This is a genomic window from Klebsiella sp. Shm-1, from assembly GCF_040804525.1.
GTDB lineage: Bacteria > Pseudomonadota > Gammaproteobacteria > Enterobacterales > Enterobacteriaceae > Klebsiella > Klebsiella pneumoniae.
Window position 1 is genome coordinate 3403885 of record NZ_CP161823.1, and the last position, 18501, is coordinate 3422385.

Below are 18501 nucleotides of genomic sequence, written 5' to 3' on the forward strand. Positions count from 1 at the left end.
AGCCCATCAACCCCGCCACTTCGGTTCAAGGTTGATGGGTTTTTTGTTGCCTGAATTTTACAGCCTTTAAAATCATTGAGTTACAACCCCTATTTTTAAGACATGGCGACAAAGTGGCGACAGCCTCAAAGAGCCAGCGCAGCCTGGCCTGAATTTGTGGGGTGAGGCTGCACAGGATGGGCCTCTTTAGGTGTAGAAATTGAGCGAACAAAAGTCTCATGCGTTACGAACGTATGGCTGCAGTTGATATTCTGGCACTGGTTGTAACGTTCTTTGGTCATTGAAGAGACCTGGAAACTGCTGCGAGTATGGGCTGCACTTCCACATAATGGGCAAATCATCATTTTACGTCCCTACCATTTTTGCTTAAATCGCAATAATGATACAACATTACTTCACTTTGTGAACTTTAAGTTCTCTTTTGAAAACCTCAGTCCATTACTAAATCATCAATTTTCACTTCCATCTCGATGCTGGTCGTAAATCCGCTATCCGGGTTGACCGTGTGCGTTAACGTGGTGATGGTCCAACTGGCGTCATCAATGGGTTGTTTAAAGCCGGTGACCTTCACGGGCATTTCCGTATAGAGATCCGCGCGGCCTTCTGCCAGCTGCAGGGAAAATGACGCCACACCACGCTGCAGCCGCTCCCAGTTCATTTTTGCTGCGCGTTCCGCATTACTGCGGTTCGCATAGGTCCTGTTCAGTACCAGCACGTTCTCATCCGTCCCGATCAGGTAATCCCCCTGCTTTGCTTCTGGCTCTTTTGGTTTTGTCGTCTTCCGGCGGCGCTTCACCTTAGCCGTTTCTTTCTTTGCCGGTTCCCGTGTATGCAACCAGTGAGCAATCACCCCGGTATACGCTCCCCTGTCAGCCAGGCTGAACCGGTGGCTGTCACCGTCCTTACGGGTAATAGTGATGACCGGCAGCGATTTACCACTTGCCGTTTTTCCCTGCCCCTGCCGGATAAACAGCAGATTACTGTCCTTCACCGAGGCAATCGCACCGTACTGCCGCGCCAGCTTCATCAAAAAACTCGCATCGCTTTCGTTGGTCTGATCAAGGTGGTCCAGTGCCTGCGCAGCAACATCTTTGCCGATGGCAACCTTCAGGCTGTGCCGCGTGGCAATTTCCTTCACCACCTCGCCCACCGTCGTTTTGTGCCATGACTTTTCACGCCTGACATTTAGCGTCTCCCTGAAATCCGCGCTACGGGCACGGATTGTCAGCCTGTCCGGGCTGCCGCTATGCTCTATCTCGTCAACAGTAAACTTTCCTTTCGAAAACAGCGGCTCGCCTTTCCACCCCAGCGCCAGAGAAATCACCGCGCCACGACGCGGCATCATCACCAGGCCGTCGGCGTCCTCCAGCTCCAGATCGAGCTGGTCAGCCTCAAATCCGCGGTTGTCGGTCAGCGTCATACCCAGCAGACGTTTATCCAGGGTCTGCGTTGCGTCTTTGCCTTCGATCACGATGCGAAAGGCCGGTGTCTTACTGCCCTGATTGAGTAAATCAGTCATCTCACTCACTGCAGTAATCCTCCCACCGTGTTTCTGATATTTCCTACCGCTGCCGCAGCGGAGTCCTGCAGACTGCTAAGCTGGTCGTTCAGGCTGCCGAACATTTCAGACAGCGACTCATCCACCCGTTTAAGTCCCAGCGAAAACTCTATTTTTCTCGCTTCACCGCTGGCGAAAAATTCCGTTTTCGTCTGGCTCAGACTTTCAATCACGTACATACCGTAGATGGTCCCGCCGCCCTCGATCAGAGGCCAGGCCTTGCCCTGCTCCGCCATCAGCTCCAGCGCCAGCAGCGACAACCGGCCGCCAGTAACTTCCGGCATGAGGACGCCGGAGAGCGTCAGTTGATCGTTATCTGGCCCCAGAAACTGCGTGGTCGGACGGCGATTAACGCGGTTGTTGGTCACATGCCGCCAGTTCCGCTGATACTGCAGTTGCTGATAGGGCACCGTGCGCAGCTGAAACACAAACAAGCCCAGAACCATCATCATGAATCGTACCCCCCTTGATCGCTGAAACTGCTGCGGGCCTTAGCCCTCATGCGGCGCTCGCGCTCATCGAGTTGTCGCGCGACCTCCCGCGCAATATCCTGCGGACTCTGCCCTGGTTGCGCCTGGATAATAATTTGTGCCTGGGTTTCAAACTGGAATACCGGCTGCGTACCTGCCGGTTTCTCTGCTGCAGGGCGGTATGATGCTGCCGGCAGGCTCATTGGATGAAGCGGTGCAGCCTCTGCAGGCATTGCTCCCCCCATCATTCCGGCGACAATGGAGGCCAGCGCTGCGGTCCTCCGGCGGCTGGTCACATAGGCCGGACCGTTAATCAGTTCCGGGCCATTTTCTCCCGCGATGCCCACTTGCCCGCGCGGAATATAACCGCCACTGTCATACATCCCCGCAAAGAATCCTCCGGCGCCTTTTTGCTGGGTGGCACCAGGTGATTTGTCGCCGCCGGTCATCCAGTCCGGCAGGTAGCTTTTTACCGATGCCAGCTTGCTCTTGAGCGTCTCCCATTTCTCATTGATACCGCTCAGGATGCCGTCAATGATTGCCCCGCCCACTGCTTTAAACTTCGCGGGCAGCGCGGCAACATCATTCAGAATTTCATCCCATTTATTGCTGATAGTCTGCTTAATCACAGCCCATGCCCCTGATACGCCGGATGAGATGGCATCCCACAGAGCTTTAAACTTCGGCCCCAGCGTTTCCCAGTTCTGCCAGATGTAAATGGCCCCCATCGCAATGAGGCCAATTATTGCCAGTATGGGGTTAGCCATCATCAACCTGCCCAGCCACAGGATCGCCTGGCCCGTACCGCTAATCACTTTCGTGATAAGGACAAACACAGAGGTAAATTTAAGGCCCAAAACCCCGGCGCTTACACGTACAATTGCCATAGGTCCCAGGATGGACGCCAGCGCCAGCGACAACACACCCGCAGCAGTAGCAACGATGGCAAATACGGCCGCAATCTTGAAAAGTGCGGCTGTCAATTGCGGATGACGCTTAACAAACCCGTCGAGAGCTGACGCCAGATCGCCTAACCAGTCAGCAATATTTTTCAGTACCGGCGCGACGGTTTCACCGATACTCGCCATGGCGTTAGTAAACGAGCCGCCAGCGGCTTCCCATTTATTCCCCAGGGTATTAAGTGACGCCTCTACACGCTCACGCAGGGTCGCCTGGTTCTCCAGTTTGGCGGCGGTTTCACGATAGCCCGCTATCCCTTTTGTGATCATGATGTTTAGTGCCTGCAGGGTTTCCGCGTCATCACCAAAAAGGGTTGCTTTGACAGCCTGCTTTTTCCCATCGTCGGTAATTTTATTCAGCTTATCCAGTTGCTTATAAAGGTTTTCCAGCCCTGCAAACTGGCCTTTACTGTTCTGAAAACTCAGCTTTATACCTGTCCCTGCAAGTACATCATTTGCTTTATCAATCTTTTTATTGTTCAGTGTGGCCTGAAAAATCTTTCGGTAGGCATTACCAGCAGACTCCCCTGCCATCGACGCCTGATCAGCCATGACCAGCAGCGGCGCGAAGGTTTTTGCAGCGTCCAGGCCTTGGAGCTTGATAATGTCCATCGCGGCGCTGATTTTTGAAAATCCCTGCAGCATATTGCCAGGGTCAACGCCCGCGTAATAACCCCGCTGGATCACGTCCATCAGGCTCATCATGTCTTTTTCGGTGGTCTGCGTGGCGTCCTGCAGTTTCGCAGCGAACTCGGCGGCATCCGTCGGGGCCATCTGCAGCTGTACGCCGAGATACGCCGCCGACTCACCCAGCCCGCCCAGGATGACCTGCGCAGACATACCCTGACGGCGTAACATGGTCATCATGTTCTGAAAGTCTGCCGTGGTGCCGGGAAGCCGGTCACCCAGGGCGATCGCCAGCTTATTCAACTGCAGGAACTCCGCCGCAACCTTTCCACCCGGCCCCATCATGGAGCCAGCCAGCTGGTTAGCCGCGTTCTCTGATTCCGAGTAGGCGCGAATAGGCGCCAGCAGAGTCGCGCCCGTTGTCACCCCGGCCGCCATCATCCCGGCACCGTTCCCCGCCAGGCTGTTACGCACGTCACGCATCTTGTCAGCTTTGGCCCTGACCGCATTCAGCTTGCGCTGGCGCTCGCCCACATCCCGCAAGCGCCTTTCCTGCTCTGCCAGCTGTTTGTTATAGCGATCCGTTTCGCGGGTAATGCGTGCCGTTTCACGGGCACCGCCGCCCGCAGAGATGCCAAGGCGGTACAGCTCCGCCCTGGCTGCCGCCATCTGTCGCGTTTCCTGCTGCTGCTTTTGCTCCAGACGTGACACGGCCCGCCATTGCGTTTCAAGCGCCGCCGTCTGCTTTTTCGTGGGGGATTCAAGGGCTGACATTTCGCGGGTCATCATCTGCGCACGCAGCCGCGCCTGGTCCAGTTCGTTACTGGTCCGGCTCAGGCTCTGTGACAGCTGATCGAAGGATTTTAACTGGCCCCCCGCATCGTTCAGCCGTTTAAGCTGTTCGCGGGTCTGCCGAACGGCGGAGGCCAGCTCCTTAGAGCCAGCCTGCGCAACTTTTAAAGGGCGGGTGAGTTTATCAACCGCATTCAGAACCACCTGCAGACGCAGGTTTTTATCACTCATCGCTGGCCCCGCTTCGCATTATCGCTCTGTGCCGCCACTCCAGCACTTCTGTAAGCGGCATAACGTCAGTGACGGACGGCGGCCAGTGAAAGATCGTGGCGATATCCGCCACCAGGTCATCTACCGTCAGGCTGTCGGCAAATCGGCAAACGCCGACTTCGGCAACAAAAAAAGGACCACCTCGATCGACATTGCGGCAAGGTCAGCAGGGTCAAGGTCCGCCATTTCCTGCGGGGTCAGCGTTGGTGTGGAGATGCGGGGGATCACGGTCATCATAGAGGCCACGTCCATCTCCATCACCGCCTGCAGTCGCGTACCGCGCAGCGCGCCGGATTGCGGCTTACGCAGCACAATTTCCGTAATCGTGGTATCACCGCGCGTGATCGGGCTATCCAGCTTCACCGTTGCTTCTTTTTTCTCACTCATGTTCTTTTCCTGTTATTGGGTGGCTGGCGCGGCATCCCGCGCCAGTGCTGCATTAAAGGCCGATGGCGTTTCGGTGCTCTTCCATCAGGTCAACGCCGTCAACAATTTCAATCATGTTGATCACATCAACCTCATAGAGCACTTCGCCGTTAATGGTCAGCTTCGCGTAACTGTTAACGCTGCTGACTTTGGTGGTATTGCTCTCGCCGGTTTTCCACTCGCCGGAATCCACCTCTTTGTGGCGTCCGCGCACAACCAGCTCAACGGCCTGCACCTCGCCGGTATCATCGCGCTGGATAGAGCCGGTGAAGCGCATCTGCACCCCATCCACCGTGGCCTTGCCCATCTGTTTGAACAGCAGCGCTTCAGTGCCGCCGATGGTCATTTCCGTATCCAGTGCGCCATCATCCAGCCCCAGATCGATACCGACTGAACCGGGCATGCCGCCGCCGCGATAGTTCTCCAGCTTGCGGGAAAATTTCGGCAGGGTGACGGATTCAGCAATGCCCATCCAGCTGTTACCGGCGTTGAAGATGTTCAGGTGTTTTAGTTTGCGTGGTAAGGCCATGGGTCCCCCTTATGCGCTTACGCGGGTGGTGAAATCCACCAGGTAACGGTCAGTGATGCGCTGGCGCAGCATCAGGTTTTCCAGTGGCGGCACTGGCGTGTAGTCGTAATCGATCCAGAGCTTCCCGGCCTTCAGGGTGTCTTTGTCGTTAACGCTGTCATCAATCCAGCAATCACCGCCGATGAGGTAGCCCTGATTCACCAGGCTGCGCATTTTGGCGCGGATGCCTTCGATAATGTCGCGGGCCAGCGACGGGTTAAGCGGCATGTCCACCGCCCACATATGGCCCTCCGCCATGGTGTCAGCCAGCACCTGCGCGGTGCGGGTGTAGTTTTCAAACTGGAACAGCGGATCATCACTGAGGCAGCGGGAACCCCAGAAGCGGAAACCATCCTTGCGGATCAACGTGGTGACGTCGTTTTGGTTCAGCAGCCCGGCATCGGTTGCCGGGTTCTGCAGGTCCCAGAACACATCCGCAGAGAAGCCTGTTACGCCGTTGACGCCCACGTTAGACAGGGTTTTGTGCCAGCCGGTCTGCTCGTCGATTTTGGCGCGCAATCCCAGGGCGCGGGCGGTGGCGTAGGCGGTCGCATCCGCCTGCAGCACCGTGTCAAAGTTGATGAAGTCAGGCCAGATAAGCATCCCTTCACGCTGGCTGAAGTTGTCGCGGTAGGCGATCGCATCCTCCACCGTCTTACAGCCGTAAGCTGACATATACGCAAAGGCCCGCAGGCTCTGCGCCACGCTCAGCAGCTCAGTGGATACGGCCTGCGTATCATGCCCCGGTACGCCGAGAATGCGCGGTTTCACACCCAGCTGCGACTGCGCCGAAAGTAACGCCTTCATGCCGGTTTTCTTACCCTCAGCGGTCACGCCGCCGATGATGTTAGCGGTGGTTTCCGCTTCGGTTTCGCCCTGGGCAACACGCACCACTACGGTGACGGGTTTTGCCTGTTCTGCGATAGCGTCCAGTGAGCGGGCCAGCGTGCCGGACTCGCCCGCTTTACCGCTGGCGGTCAGCGCGTCGGTAAGGAGTACCGGCGTATTGAGCGGGAACATGGAGGCATCGGCATCATCGCCGGTGCACACCATGCCCACGATCGCCGTGCTCACCGTCGTGATAGAGCGGGTGCCGTCGTTAACTTCTACAACGCGCACGCCGTGGTGGTAGTCTTGCGCCATGAATGAATCTCCTATTTAGGGGTTCACCCATGGTAGGGAAATCATTCACCGCAAGCCGTTGATGGCCGTTGTACCGTCAATGGCACAACCGCAGACAGAAAAAAGCCCCTTATCGGGGCAGACTGATACCGGGATTTATCAGGCAACACGGCTCCAGCACATCAGCAGGATGTGCGCTTCCACCACGCTGAATGACTGACCGCTGCCGAGATTAGCGGTTTTGCCGCTAGTCGTATGCTTATGTGCCGGTTGCACAACTTCATGCTGATGGTCTTCAGCCTCATCCGTATCACCTAGGTTTGCCGGGTTAAAGCGCTGGCTGATATCGCCGCCAATCTCCCACGGGTTAACCCTGCTGGGCACTCCCCCGTGTTTGTGCCTGCCGGCAGGTTTAGTGGTCAGCGTTGCTTCAGGCAACTCGCTGGTTTCGCCGCTTACATCAATCTTAACGGCGGGCAGATTATCTTTCTGGAGCGTGACGCTATCGTTGCCGCCAGCCAATCCCACGTTTGAGGCGTCGGCTTTTGCCACGCGGATTGTTTTGTTTTCCCCCGTGTAAACCCACTCAGTCCAGGGGTATCGCTCGTTAGGGTCAATATTCTGCGCGTAAAACTTCACCGTACCGACTGGGTTATCCAGCTCCCACGCCGAACGGATAGCTGCGCGGATGGCAGCCCTTACCGCTGCCGGGGTTGCGGCTTTCGTTTCATCATCACTGTCAATCGCGTTGCTCAGTCGTGTAAACCCCTTCTCATTCAGCGTGGCGTCAGGATGATCTCGGGATTGTGCGTGTTCACTCAATTGCTCGTCTGCATAGTCTTTTGCTTCATTCCTGACAGATATCACGTCCTCAACTGTGGCCAGGACAATCCCGGGGTCCGTCAGTATCTCGATGCCTTCAGTACTGCTGACCGCGAGCCAGACTCTCATTATGGTAAATCGCCCTGACCCTTCAGCCAGTAGTGGCTTGTATGTTTCTGGGACGCTAGCGACAGCCATGCACACACCCTCATCATCGAAAAGGGCCGCCTCCCTTATAGTGAAACCGCCTGTTTCCGGGGGGATTATCATTTCAGCAATAATGATATTTTTATCATTATCGGGAATTTTCAGGCTGTTAAGATGAGTTCTGAAAGACTCGTTAACCAGACCTGTTTGATTTTCGTCTGGTGACACGCTGATACCGCCGCCATCACCGACAGCCATTGTGGAAAAAAAAATTTTCTCACCGGCAATAATGGCACTGGCTATTTTTTCGCGCCCGGCGCGGGTAATTATCGATAAATATTTCTTACTCATACTCGGCCCCTTGCCGATGAATAATATGGCGATAAACTCGCCATGACGGCCATAAATAATAACGCCAGTTCCCTGGCTTATTCGTTATTTTCCAGGCTCATCCTGAGCGATAGCTCCGCTTCCTCCAGCGGGTTGCCCGTACCGGAGTAGTTGAACAGGTGGTAGCGCTCTCCCGGCGTTTCGGAATCCCCAACCTGCACAGCAAACAGCACCTGAGCGACGGCACCTGACAGGCTTACCAGACGATTTGCGGTGTAGGTAATTTCTTTGCTGGCAGTGGTTAACGGGCACGACGCGCCCAGCTCAGGATACGAAACCAGTTCTTTGACTTCTTTTGTTACTGTGAACGACATAATTTTCTCCTGCTTATCCCGGCTGGCTGGTCTGACTGACTGCCAGTTGTTTAGAGCCGCCTTTGCCTGTGACGTTTACCGTCAGGAGCCCTGATGAATATGTCCAGGCGATATCTATCTCGGCGGCATTATTGATTTGTGAAAATGTATCCACCAGATAGCCATTGATGAATCTCAGTATTTTGTATGCAGGGAACTGAAAACCTCCATTGGCGGCTATCTGAATCTCACCGGACTGCGTGGTTATCTTCAGGGTTTTTGTCGCGCTCGCTGACATGGCATTTTCATGAAGGTATTTCTTCAGGAAGCGGACGCGCTTAATCACAATATCCGCGCCGTTATTTGAACGTGAGAAGTAAATACCGTTCGAGGAGCCAGCAATTCCTGTCACGAACTCCACCCGCATTTTTCGCGGTGTCGTTGACAGCGTGAATGTCGTCGCCACCTTCCCGGTTCCCGATACAATCCCACCGAAGGTGAAATCTTCGTTACCGATGATGCAATACGCCTCTACCTCGATAATATAGGTCTTCTCAGGCTCAAACATTCCCGCAGTCGCGGCGTAGCTGAATACGCCTGAACTGGCGAAACCGGCCATCAGCACCATCTCATTACCGCGAGCACGCAGATGATTTGACAACAGGTTACCGTACAGCGATGTGCCGAAAGCGCCGACATTGAGTCCGTTGATAACATCAGCGAACTGACCCTGAGAGGTATACCCGTTCCATTTACCGAAACGCGGACCTTTAAAGACGAACGAACACGGCTGCTGCTGGTTATACAAAAGAGGCACTCTGTCTACTGTAGCCCCAGTGCTATCAACCAGTGTCAGGGCATTTGAACCCAGACCGACATTCGACCCCACCGTTGATACATCAACGATTTCCCCGTATGTCTGGCCTTCGGGTTGATATTTATAAATAAAGTTTTTCGATTTTGAAAAACCGTCTATCCGGTTATCCCTGAGAATAGTTGAGTAACGACCCGCTGATACGTTACCCGCATAGGATGGAGCATCCACATCTGTCGCATCAATAAACCCTATGAGTGCTTCCCCGTCTGTCCCTGTGGCCTGCTCCAGGTAGTTATCATAAATACGGGCGTGACGGGCCGTGGTCTTAACCATGATGCAATTTGGCGATCCGGCATGCAAAATATCGTTGTGGTGTATTTCATTTTGAGAACCGAATGTGCTCGCGCTTAATTCCAGCACCATGTAACGCCAGCCATTTCTGATGCGGTTATGGGCTATTTTATTCAGGTCGCAGCCGTTCAACAGCAGGTCAATATCAAAGTTTGCTATTTCACAAAACTCAATGGCGCCATCAAACATTTTGGACCATGACACGCCAATTCCGACACCGTTCACCCTGGGGCTGATATGGCATAACCGGACAACCGGATGCATTCCAAACGGGACATTTGAAACGGCCGTGTCGTCCTTAATGATTGCTGTGCGTTCGTCATTAAAGCGGACAGGGTAATCGCCGACCAGCCCCATATTGATAATCTGCGGCATCCTGACCTGTCCGGTAGATGAGTCGTCGGTATACCAGAAACAGCCCCCCCCTTCGGAAAGGCATATAACCCGCGTATAGCAATATGGTGAAAAGTTTGGCGCGCCCTGTCCTTTAATAATCTGCCCTTTCCGGGTCTGAACAGGTTGCGAAAAATAAATGTCGCCCATTTTCAAATCGACATGCAGCCCTTTATTGAGCAGCGACTGCACCAGCTGGTAGTTATATTCCGCGTTTTCGACACCGTTTTTTGTCAGTGGTGTGACAAACTTAATGGCATCCTGTGCCGTTTCTCCGTGTTTAAGATAAAGCAGTGTGCCGCCGGATTTATCACCCGTCGCTCGCATTTCTGTGCGCAGCGGTGCATCGGACGTATACGCCCAGGCTCCCGCGCCTGTTCCGCCGGTGTTGTCAGGCGTGCTGTCAGCCGGGACGACCTTAGGGAAGTCTCCCGTCCAGACCATCCGGTAATTTCCGTAAAGGATTTCATCTCGTGGCGAATCCAGCACCGCACCTTCGGAAAAAGTTTTCACTGCGCTTACTTTTCCCGATAAATCACCGAGCGCTTTATCCGATGCTTGCTTAAGATAACGCGTGCGATTCGCCAGGGTCTTTAATGGCCGGTTGGCAACGCCATCCTGACCGCCAGAGACACGCTCATTTCTGGCGATAATGGCTATTTCATCGTCCCACGATGGCGATTCAATCATATTCGTCATAAATGTCACCTGTAACCAAAATTCCCATCGTGAAAAATCATGCCGTTATAGAAAATGCCGTCTTCAGGATCATGCTCTTCGGGATAAATACTGATAATTTCCCCTGCAAAAGAGGCGGAACCGATATGAATATCGCCTTTCACTTTGGCAGTGATACTGAACTGCGCCATGTGTCTGCTGACGGGTTTTGCATCACTGACCAGCCTGAAAAGTTCATCAAGCATTTTTGACGTGAGCCCAATATCATTCACATCTACCTCAAGCCTGAATGTTCCTGCCGGGTCAACAATATCCCACCACTCCTGGATCGACATGGAATAACCCATTTTTTCGACTACATGGCGGATTGCAGCTATGGTCCCTTTTCGCTGATGGAGCCAGAATGATTCACTGACAACCGTTCTTTTCTCCTGCTCACTCCAGTTTTCATCCCAGCTATCAACGGAAAACGCCCACGCCAGATAAGGCAGGAACTTTTCCGGGCATTTCCACGGGTTCCACAGATCACGCAGCGGCACGTTTAAATCACTAATGCCAGAACAGGCCTGCGCCAGTCTGCGCTCCAGCGCGGACGAACCCGGCGGTAACAGGCTGCTAGTCATCAGAGCCACCAATTACCGCTTTAAAATCGGTGCAATATGACGCCTGCGTTTTATCTAAGACCATGTCCGCCAGGGGCTTCATCAGTTCGACGCGCTGGACACCCTGAACGTGCAGCGCGGCATAGATCGCGGACAGCCGCACATCACGCCCCAGGCGACACTGCTCGTTGATGTATGCCGTACCCTGCGCTTTCGCGGCCGCCAGGATGGGTTCTTTTGCCGGGCCGGGATAGACATAAAGAATCGCATCAATTTCATAGGGAACAATCTCAGCAGATCGGACACTCACCCGATCCGCCACCGGCCGCACAGCCTCATCATTCAGGGCCTCACCGACGACCTGCAGTAAGTCTTCCGGCGCAGTACCATCGCCGTCGCGGGCCAGAATAGTCACCACGACTTCCGCCGGTGACGGGCTGAAAGCCGATGCATCCGCCACCCGACCATCAGAGCTAAGCGCGTGATATTCATAGGCTCCGACTGGCCCGGCAACACTCATCCCCTCAAAGGCCGCCGGAATGCGCTGGCGATAATCCGTGTCAGATTCCATTACTGCCTCCGTGGGCGGCGTTGTGGTGTCATCTGCAGCCGTAATCACCCGGCGCTGTACGTTGTTATTCGCGCCTAAATTGTCCAGGTCATCCCCGCCGGAATAGGCCACCATCACGGCTTTAGCCGCCTCGTTAATCCGCTGGCGCAGCAGCAACTCCCGGTACACATTTTCCTGCAGCATTTTCACCACCGGCTCAGATTCAAGCGCTAAGGTGCGGGCCACGGCCTCCTGCTCTTCTGCCGGAAATAACGCGACAAATTCAGCCTTGCGCTCAGTCAGCAGGTTTTCAAAATCCGGCACATCCACAATTTGCGGCGGCGGCAGCTGGGAAAGATCAATAACGGCCATTGTCTGCTCCTGTCGATACGGAAAGGGACACGGGCACGCCGTCATTACGCTGGCCTGCCAGCTCAATAACCATTGCGCCATCCATGCTGCTGCTGTTAACCGTGATGGTGTCCAGCTGCAGCCGCGGCTCCCAGCGCCGCAGCGCCACATACACAGCAGCCATGATCTGCAGGCGCAGCGCCGGGTTTTGCGGCTGGTCAATGAGCGCTGAAAGCAGGGAACCATACTCCCGGCGCGCAAGCCGGCTACCTTGCGGGGTCAGCAAAATGTCACGCACCGACTGACGCAAGTGGTCAGTTTCCGTAATGGCTCTGCCGGTATCGCGGCTCATCCCGATATAGAGCGTCAAAATGGGCCTCCCGTCGTTCCGCCACTGTCGCCAGGGTGTTTATGCTTATCAGCAACGACGCCGTTTGACGTCATCGCGCCGCCGTCGTGGGTCACATCGCCGTTCAGGATCACATTGCTGTTAATACGGGTGGTGTCAGCCTCGATTACAAACTCACCGGTTTTGCAGGAGACAACCTGCGAAGACTCAATCAGCACGCTTTTCACGCCGCGAATAATCCAGCGCCCGGTGGCGGGGTCGTATTCGAACCAGCCGCCATCCTCGTATGCGGTCACGTCCGCACTTTCAGAGTCTGACGGCGGCGGGCAGGCGTTGGAGTAGATGGCCGGAAGCGCAAAGGCTGTCTCCAGATTGCCGCCCAGGCTGAACAGCACCACCTGCTCCCCTGGAGATGGGCACCACCAAGTGCGGGATTTACCTGCACGGTAGGTCAGCCAGTTAATCCAGTTGGTTTCGAGGTCGCCTGTTTTCACCCGGCACAGCCAGCCGTCTCGATCCACTTCGGTCACAATGCCGGTGCGGACCAGATTGGTGATAAGGCGCATGATTTCGGTTAGTTGTGCGTTCATATGGTAGATTCTTCCACGTCTTAAGCGATAAAATCGCTCATTCCAAATTGTATGAACATTGACACAATGCTATGTTTTCCAAATAAAGAGATGAGTTAAAAAAATGTCTAAACAAGAGCAATCAGAAAAACATCCAGACAAGCCAGTAAATACCGCAAAGTGGCATCCTCGTAATTTATTGAATCCCATCACCGAGATTATTACCATTTTCGTCATATCAAAAGATGAAAATGAAGTTGAGAAATTGGCTGAAAGATTTCAAATGCGAATCCAGAAATGGATATTTGTAACATTAACCTTCTTGCTTTTAGCCAAAGGTTTTTTTGAGGTGTTACAAACTTTATCTTTTCTAGAACAACCAATTCGATTAGATATCCCCACTTTAAATGAGCCACTAATTTTCTATAAAGATTATGGTATTGCCAGCAATCTATTAAAAATTAAATCGCTTGTTTTCGTCGCCAATGCTCTGGCTCTCTCCTGTGGATTCCAGTTGGCATACATGCTTGTAACTAAAGGCCCTGATGAAGCTGTTGAACCAATTATGCTAGGAATTGCATCCGCCATTCTTTTGATTCTTTCAGATAGTTCACCGAGCGCATGGGGGCAAGAGAAATCTTTAGCAATTCTTCTTTTAATAATTAGCATCCCTATTTTATATTGGTCATCAAGAAAAATGAAACAAGATAGAGACATTGACAAAGAGAAAGAGGAGAACGAAAGAAAGGAGAAAGAAAAAAATGAATCAAAATCCGGCCCCATGTAATATCCATAAAAGTCAACTAGGGTCTGATAAATACTCAAATAATTTTCCTTGAATTAACATATCAGTTTCATGGTTCATACCTAATAAACGGCGTTTTGCATAGCGCACCTCCATCCCTTTCCTGCTGACCCGATCACGCAGGCCATAGTGATGCACGCGGGCGATGCGCTGCACCCGGCTCTCAAACTCGACGCTGGCCGTGTCATGGCTGGCGACGGCTTTCAGGTATTTTGTGGTGCGGAGTTTTGCAAACATCTGCCGACGGATGCGGCCCTGCTTCGTTCTGGCCGTCACGCGCCGCGGCTCGTAAGCCGTCCCGTCCGGATTGCGCTGCATCCTGATATTATTCTGCTGGCTGCGGCGCAGCTGCTGCGCCAGATCCCGCAACATGCGCTTACGTGCGGCAGGCTCCAGTCCCGCCAGCAACGCATCTAACCAGGCGTCATCCTGCTGCAGCTCAGCCACGGCTCACCGCCCACATTTCGTCCGGTTCGTCCGGTTCCGGCACCGCTTCGACGCTGGACACGTCACCGTCAGCGCTGACTATCACATGCTCTGTCAGTTGCAGATTCAGGCTGATATCACAGATATCATTGCGCAAAATATCGACTTCAAAGGAAAGCAACTTTTCCCGCAGTTCCGGGTTATGAATAGCATCCGGCTGATTTTCCCTTAACCAGGCCAACACCGGCGCCATCAATAACCCTTGATCGCCGCTGAAATCCACAATCACCACATTCAGGGTGTAACGATATTCCCATGAAAGTGACGCTGCCCCGGTTGCCACCACCGATCCGTTATCAACGAACAAATGCAGCTTATCCGGGTTATCGCGGACATATGGCACCGCGCTATTCAGGGCGCGGCGTAAGGATTGAGGCTTGTTCACTGTTTCGCTCCTGACAGGAAATTATCGTGTCCACTTTATCGGCGCAGACCGCCCAGGCCGCCTCAGCTTCATCCAGCACGGACAGCAGATCACCGTTAGTGCGTGCCGCCGACTTTTCCAGGCGGCACTGCGTCACTCTGGGACAACCATTCACGGTAAGCAGCACCTCCGGCGAGGGGTGGACGTTCGCGCATCCTGATAACGTCAGCAGGCAGAAGAGTGTCAGCCCAGCGGCGTAAATCCTCATTTTCACGTTTTAACTCCTCAATTCTGCGCTGACGGCTTCGCAGCAGCGCGTTTGTACTTTCTGCCGCCGCGTAAAGCCTTGCCTGTTCCCGGTTATTGGTTTCGGACAGGATGGACAAGGCGATCAGCTGGCTGTTCGTTTTTGCCAGTTTTTCGCCTGTCGTTTTCAGAACCTGCCCTTGCAGCTCGATGGTCTGGCTGGCCTCCTTCATCCGCCATGACTGCCAGCCCAACGCAGCCAGTACCAGCGCCAGAATTATCACCAGTGTCCGCGTCATATGGTTACGCTCCTTTTAAGCACCAGGACAGCTCCCGCACGCGGCGGTTGTCCAGCCCCGGATTAAATACGCCTTTGACGTATATCCAGCGCGGCAACTGATAGCAGGCATCGCGCCAGCGCTTCTGATTGATAAACTTCACCATGGTTGAACCACAGGCATTGCCGGTTCCCACGTTGAAGGCCAGCGATACCAGCGCGTCATAGACGTTCTGCGGTACGCTCACCAGGACACAGCGATCCAGCGCCTTCTCCACCCTTAAAACGTTGGTGATGAAACTCCCGGCGGCCTGCCGTTCCGTGATGGTCTTCCCCGGCACCACGCCGGACGTATTGCCAATGCCATCGGTCCACACCCCCGCATTACACTGATACGGCTGCAGGCGGCAGCCCTCGTAATCGGCTATCAGCTTCAACCCTTCCACTGAGGTATGAAGTTGCTGAAAGCCCGGCAGGGTGGCGGCAATCGCCAGCACCGCCCCTACCAGGCAGCGTTTAACGGTTGAAGGATTCATATTCCCCCTGTGTAATTTTTCCGCCGCGCAGCAGCTGGTAGGTTTTGTGTTTGTAGTACCAGTTGATGGCCACCATCAGCACGCCAATCAACACACCGCTCACTGTCGACACATCCTTAAGCGATAAATCTCCCATCCATGCCAGCAGTACAGCGATGCAGTACGTGATGAAGGCGCTGATCCGTTCAAGCGTCATATTTCAGTCCCATAACTGGACGGTCTGCACCGTGGAAGTGGTTGCAATATCCGGCAGATCCACCTGCAGCCCGTGTGGTAAGAACGGGCCGTGCTCAGCCAGCCCCGGATTTGCCTGCAGTACCTGCTCCGTGACGCCCTGCGTGCGTCCGTAATGACGCCAGCAAAGCGCGTCCACCGTGTCACCCTGGTACGCACGCACTTTCATCAGATCAGCTCCACCGTACAGTGAGGCGCATCCTGGACCCGGCTGATTGCCCAGCGAGCATCACGCCACAGATCGCCGCTGGCATCCGCCAGATCATCCCCCCTTCTCACACCGGAGGCCGTGGCGTCGTAGTCCTGGTAACGCTCATTCACCTGCGCACGTGCCCAGCAATAAACGGCGTTGTGGTAGTGGTGAATACGTTCGCTTTTACCGTCCAGCAAGTCCGCCGGTACATCGGCCAGCGTCATAAATCCCAGCGCCTGCTGGCGCTTGCGGAAGTCGTACAGCTCCGCATTGACCTCTGACATCGCAGACCGGATGAGTTGTCCGAGACGGGGTGACGTCACCGTGCCATCCGTCCGCATCACGCTGCGAAACTCTGATAAATCCACATCGGGCCAGAACGGCGTATTTTTGATAATTTCCGTCTGTTCCGGCGCCTGCTCAGGCGCAACAAACTTCATGCGGGCTTTCTCCTGAAATAGTGGGCGGTGGACGGGGTTTTGATGTGGCAAAAGCCTTTCGCCACCCCGTGCCGCCCGTGCGCGGGGCACGTTCCGTTAACGGCTGTCATTGCGCAATCTGCGCTCCAGCTGCTGTTTTTCTTTTTTGACGCCACAGCGTGGATCAAGCTGCAGCGCATGATTGATGTGATTTAGGGCGGAGGCCGGGCTGGTTTCGGTCAGTACAGCGCCAATCGCTTTATGCAGGCGTGCCCGTGACTGGTCTGGCATATCCTGGCCGTCTGTCAGCTCCAGTGTCTGCAGTAGCAACCCGGCATCGAAAGATTCACCTGCCAGCAGAGCGGCCTGCGCAGCGTCTGCCATTTCCTCTGCCAGCACCGTCTGGACGTTACGGTTTCCGATGGGCATCACCCATCCGTGCCGCAGCGCATGACGCCCTGCATCCAGCGCACCGGCATAATCCCCGGCATCGATACGCCAGAGCATTACAAACATCACCACGTCATCCTGCCGGGCACCATCAGCAGCCAACACCCCCTCCACCCAGGCGGAATAACGGGGCAGCAGCTCCACTTTGATTTGGGCTTTCTTCACTGTGGACTGGATACCTTTCAGGCGGCGGCGGTCCTCCGCCAGCTGCATCAGCATCAGGTCATACCCCGTCGCGTGGCGAACATTGCCGCCCTGTCGGGCGGCCTGTTCAGCCTGGACGCGCAGGCGGTGCTGCCGTGCGGGACTCAGGCTCATGCGTTACTCTCCGGCACCGGCGCTGAAGTCGCCGATGGTGATGTTTTCCACCAGTGCCACGCAGCGGTAATCCTCCACCACATACGCCTCATTGACGGATTCGAAGTTTTCAATACGATCGCGTTTCGGGTTATCAATGACCGAACGGCGGCGGGTATCTTCCTGCCAGTAGATGGATAGGTTATCCAGGCGGGTGATCAGTACGGCATTAGCCGGGAATGACGGGGCGCGAACGGCCTGCAGACCGCCCATGCGTTTCTGGCTGATAATCAGATCAGCAGCCAGCGCCTCCGTGTTTGCCTGGTCCTTATTGACCAGCGGGAAATACTTGTCGGACAACAGCTCACGACCACAGATCACGACCAGTTCGGCGTCATCTTGGAAAATAGGGTCAATCAGCTCATTGACAGCATCCATCACCAGCGCATCCAGGTTGGCATATTTACCGCCCTTGCCTACCTTCACCGGGTCTGCGGTGGTTGTGCCATCTTCTGCCGTGGTGCTGCCCATCACGCAATCCGGGGCATCTTCGCGGACCTTCTGCAGCCAGCCTTTGTTAACGTCCTGCAGCAACGGATTGGCGGCACGGTCTGAGGTTTTGGCACGCTTCACGCCATTAAAACCAATCATGATACGGTCCAGCGCCTGACGTTTCACGATGGCGTTACGGATGCGTACCTGAAAATCCTGGAATTTCGCCCACATATCCAGTTTTGCGTAGGTCAGCACCGTATCAAAGTTGGTCTGTTCGCATTTGTACTCAACATCCACCATCTCAGTGGGATCGGTTGGCTCGCGCTCCTTCGTGGTCGTGTCAGTGGTCCCGGCAATGGTGCTGCAGACGCCCAGGCCCAGAAGCTGGCCTGACTGTTCCGTCACACCAATCACGTTAACCATGGTCAGAAATGCCGCGGACTGCTGGATCTGGTCTTCCAGCGTCTGCTGCACCGACGGCTCAACGGTGAATTTGCTGGAAAGCTCTTCTACTTCCACGTTGTTCAGGCGTGCCAGCTGCTGCAGGTAGGCGTTAAAGGCAAAACGTGTGTGCTTTTTCATTGGTTCTTATGCT

At 54.6% G+C, this 18501-nt stretch carries 26 protein-coding genes and 1 pseudogene; 1 reads left to right on the forward strand and 26 read right to left on the reverse strand.

What is annotated here, in order from left to right; genetic code table 11:
- Positions 1–125: 125 nt before the first annotated feature.
- The 16 genes and pseudogenes from AB1E37_RS16745 to AB1E37_RS16820 form a co-directional block, all read right to left on the reverse strand.
- Positions 126–344, reverse strand: coding sequence for an ogr/Delta-like zinc finger family protein (locus AB1E37_RS16745; protein WP_004223962.1), 219 nt, complete (start codon positions 342–344; stop codon positions 126–128).
- 86 nt (positions 345–430) lie between these two features.
- A complete protein-coding gene (locus tag AB1E37_RS16750) occupies positions 431–1528 on the reverse strand; it encodes a phage late control D family protein (protein WP_085855784.1) in 1098 nt (365 codons plus the stop codon).
- On the reverse strand, positions 1525–2010 hold the full coding sequence (locus tag AB1E37_RS16755) for a phage tail protein (protein ID WP_004223957.1): 486 nt from the start codon (positions 2008–2010) through the stop codon (positions 1525–1527). The genes AB1E37_RS16750 and AB1E37_RS16755 overlap by 4 nt, the downstream gene beginning before the upstream one ends.
- Positions 2007–4403: a phage tail tape measure protein gene (locus tag AB1E37_RS16760; protein ID WP_162784317.1), complete on the reverse strand. Its 2397-nt coding sequence runs from the start codon at positions 4401–4403 to the stop codon at positions 2007–2009. The genes AB1E37_RS16755 and AB1E37_RS16760 overlap by 4 nt, the downstream gene beginning before the upstream one ends.
- A 148-nt stretch (positions 4404–4551) precedes the next feature.
- A pseudogene (locus AB1E37_RS16765) lies at positions 4552–4637 on the reverse strand (hypothetical protein); the annotation flags it as partial.
- Positions 4630–4749: a GpE family phage tail protein gene (locus tag AB1E37_RS16770; protein WP_002896220.1), complete on the reverse strand. Its 120-nt coding sequence runs from the start codon at positions 4747–4749 to the stop codon at positions 4630–4632. The gene AB1E37_RS16770 and the pseudogene AB1E37_RS16765, both read right to left, overlap by 8 nt.
- A 14-nt stretch (positions 4750–4763) precedes the next feature.
- A complete protein-coding gene (locus AB1E37_RS16775) occupies positions 4764–5063 on the reverse strand; it encodes a phage tail assembly protein (protein WP_004223950.1) in 300 nt (99 codons plus the stop codon).
- 52 nt (positions 5064–5115) lie between these two features.
- The gene (locus AB1E37_RS16780; RefSeq protein WP_004150986.1) at positions 5116–5631 is read right to left on the reverse strand and encodes a phage major tail tube protein; all 516 of its coding nucleotides are present in this window, start codon (positions 5629–5631) and stop codon (positions 5116–5118) included.
- 9 nt (positions 5632–5640) lie between these two features.
- The gene (locus tag AB1E37_RS16785; RefSeq protein WP_004223947.1) at positions 5641–6813 is read right to left on the reverse strand and encodes a phage tail sheath protein; all 1173 of its coding nucleotides are present in this window, start codon (positions 6811–6813) and stop codon (positions 5641–5643) included.
- A gap of 138 nt (positions 6814–6951) precedes the next feature.
- Positions 6952–8112, reverse strand: a complete 1161-nt coding sequence (locus AB1E37_RS16790; protein WP_032458718.1) for a phage tail protein — start codon at positions 8110–8112, stop codon at positions 6952–6954.
- Positions 8113–8189: 77 nt separating this feature from the next.
- Complete coding sequence (locus tag AB1E37_RS16795) at positions 8190–8465, reverse strand: hypothetical protein (RefSeq protein WP_004223943.1); 276 nt, start codon at positions 8463–8465, stop codon at positions 8190–8192.
- A 13-nt stretch (positions 8466–8478) separates the two neighbouring features.
- Positions 8479–10704, reverse strand: coding sequence for a hypothetical protein (locus AB1E37_RS16800; RefSeq protein WP_004223940.1), 2226 nt, complete (start codon positions 10702–10704; stop codon positions 8479–8481).
- A 5-nt stretch (positions 10705–10709) separates the two neighbouring features.
- Complete coding sequence (locus AB1E37_RS16805) at positions 10710–11306, reverse strand: phage tail protein I (protein WP_004223933.1); 597 nt, start codon at positions 11304–11306, stop codon at positions 10710–10712.
- The gene (locus AB1E37_RS16810) at positions 11299–12207 is read right to left on the reverse strand and encodes a baseplate assembly protein (RefSeq protein ID WP_004223930.1); all 909 of its coding nucleotides are present in this window, start codon (positions 12205–12207) and stop codon (positions 11299–11301) included. The genes AB1E37_RS16805 and AB1E37_RS16810 overlap by 8 nt, the downstream gene beginning before the upstream one ends.
- A complete protein-coding gene (locus tag AB1E37_RS16815; protein WP_004174325.1) occupies positions 12194–12556 on the reverse strand; it encodes a GPW/gp25 family protein in 363 nt (120 codons plus the stop codon). Before AB1E37_RS16815 ends, AB1E37_RS16810 begins: the two co-directional genes overlap by 14 nt.
- Positions 12553–13125, reverse strand: coding sequence for a phage baseplate assembly protein V (locus AB1E37_RS16820; RefSeq protein WP_004223927.1), 573 nt, complete (start codon positions 13123–13125; stop codon positions 12553–12555). Before AB1E37_RS16820 ends, AB1E37_RS16815 begins: the two co-directional genes overlap by 4 nt.
- 103 nt (positions 13126–13228) lie before the next feature.
- On the opposite strand from AB1E37_RS16820, the gene AB1E37_RS16825 reads away from it, so the two are divergent.
- Positions 13229–13891, forward strand: a complete 663-nt coding sequence (locus tag AB1E37_RS16825) for a hypothetical protein (protein WP_014599113.1) — start codon at positions 13229–13231, stop codon at positions 13889–13891.
- Between the two features lie 12 nt (positions 13892–13903).
- Here AB1E37_RS16825 and AB1E37_RS16830 read toward each other — a convergent pair whose 3' ends face one another.
- The 10 genes from AB1E37_RS16830 to AB1E37_RS16875 form a co-directional block, all read right to left on the reverse strand.
- Positions 13904–14356, reverse strand: a complete 453-nt coding sequence (locus tag AB1E37_RS16830) for a phage virion morphogenesis protein (RefSeq protein WP_004223923.1) — start codon at positions 14354–14356, stop codon at positions 13904–13906.
- Entirely contained in the window at positions 14349–14780 is a 432-nt protein-coding gene (locus tag AB1E37_RS16835) for a phage tail protein (protein ID WP_004223921.1), read from the reverse strand. The genes AB1E37_RS16830 and AB1E37_RS16835 overlap by 8 nt, the downstream gene beginning before the upstream one ends.
- On the reverse strand, positions 14743–14991 hold the full coding sequence (lysC, locus tag AB1E37_RS16840; RefSeq protein WP_223340690.1) for an Rz1-like lysis system protein LysC: 249 nt from the start codon (positions 14989–14991) through the stop codon (positions 14743–14745). The genes AB1E37_RS16835 and lysC overlap by 38 nt, the downstream gene beginning before the upstream one ends.
- Positions 14876–15304, reverse strand: coding sequence for an Rz-like lysis system protein LysB (gene lysB, locus AB1E37_RS16845; protein WP_004223918.1), 429 nt, complete (start codon positions 15302–15304; stop codon positions 14876–14878). The genes lysC and lysB overlap by 116 nt, the downstream gene beginning before the upstream one ends.
- 4 nt (positions 15305–15308) lie before the next feature.
- A complete protein-coding gene (locus tag AB1E37_RS16850; protein ID WP_004223915.1) occupies positions 15309–15818 on the reverse strand; it encodes a lysozyme in 510 nt (169 codons plus the stop codon).
- On the reverse strand, positions 15799–16014 hold the full coding sequence (locus AB1E37_RS16855; RefSeq protein ID WP_004223911.1) for an HP1 family phage holin: 216 nt from the start codon (positions 16012–16014) through the stop codon (positions 15799–15801). The genes AB1E37_RS16850 and AB1E37_RS16855 overlap by 20 nt, the downstream gene beginning before the upstream one ends.
- Before the next feature lie 3 nt (positions 16015–16017).
- Positions 16018–16221, reverse strand: a complete 204-nt coding sequence (locus AB1E37_RS16860; protein ID WP_002896155.1) for a tail protein X — start codon at positions 16219–16221, stop codon at positions 16018–16020.
- Complete coding sequence (locus AB1E37_RS16865; RefSeq protein WP_004223908.1) at positions 16221–16685, reverse strand: head completion/stabilization protein; 465 nt, start codon at positions 16683–16685, stop codon at positions 16221–16223. The genes AB1E37_RS16860 and AB1E37_RS16865 overlap by 1 nt, the downstream gene beginning before the upstream one ends.
- Positions 16686–16781: 96 nt before the next feature.
- Positions 16782–17432, reverse strand: coding sequence for a terminase endonuclease subunit (locus AB1E37_RS16870; protein ID WP_004174300.1), 651 nt, complete (start codon positions 17430–17432; stop codon positions 16782–16784).
- Between the two features lie 3 nt (positions 17433–17435).
- Positions 17436–18488, reverse strand: coding sequence for a phage major capsid protein, P2 family (locus AB1E37_RS16875; protein WP_004223906.1), 1053 nt, complete (start codon positions 18486–18488; stop codon positions 17436–17438).
- Positions 18489–18501 lie beyond the last annotated feature (13 nt).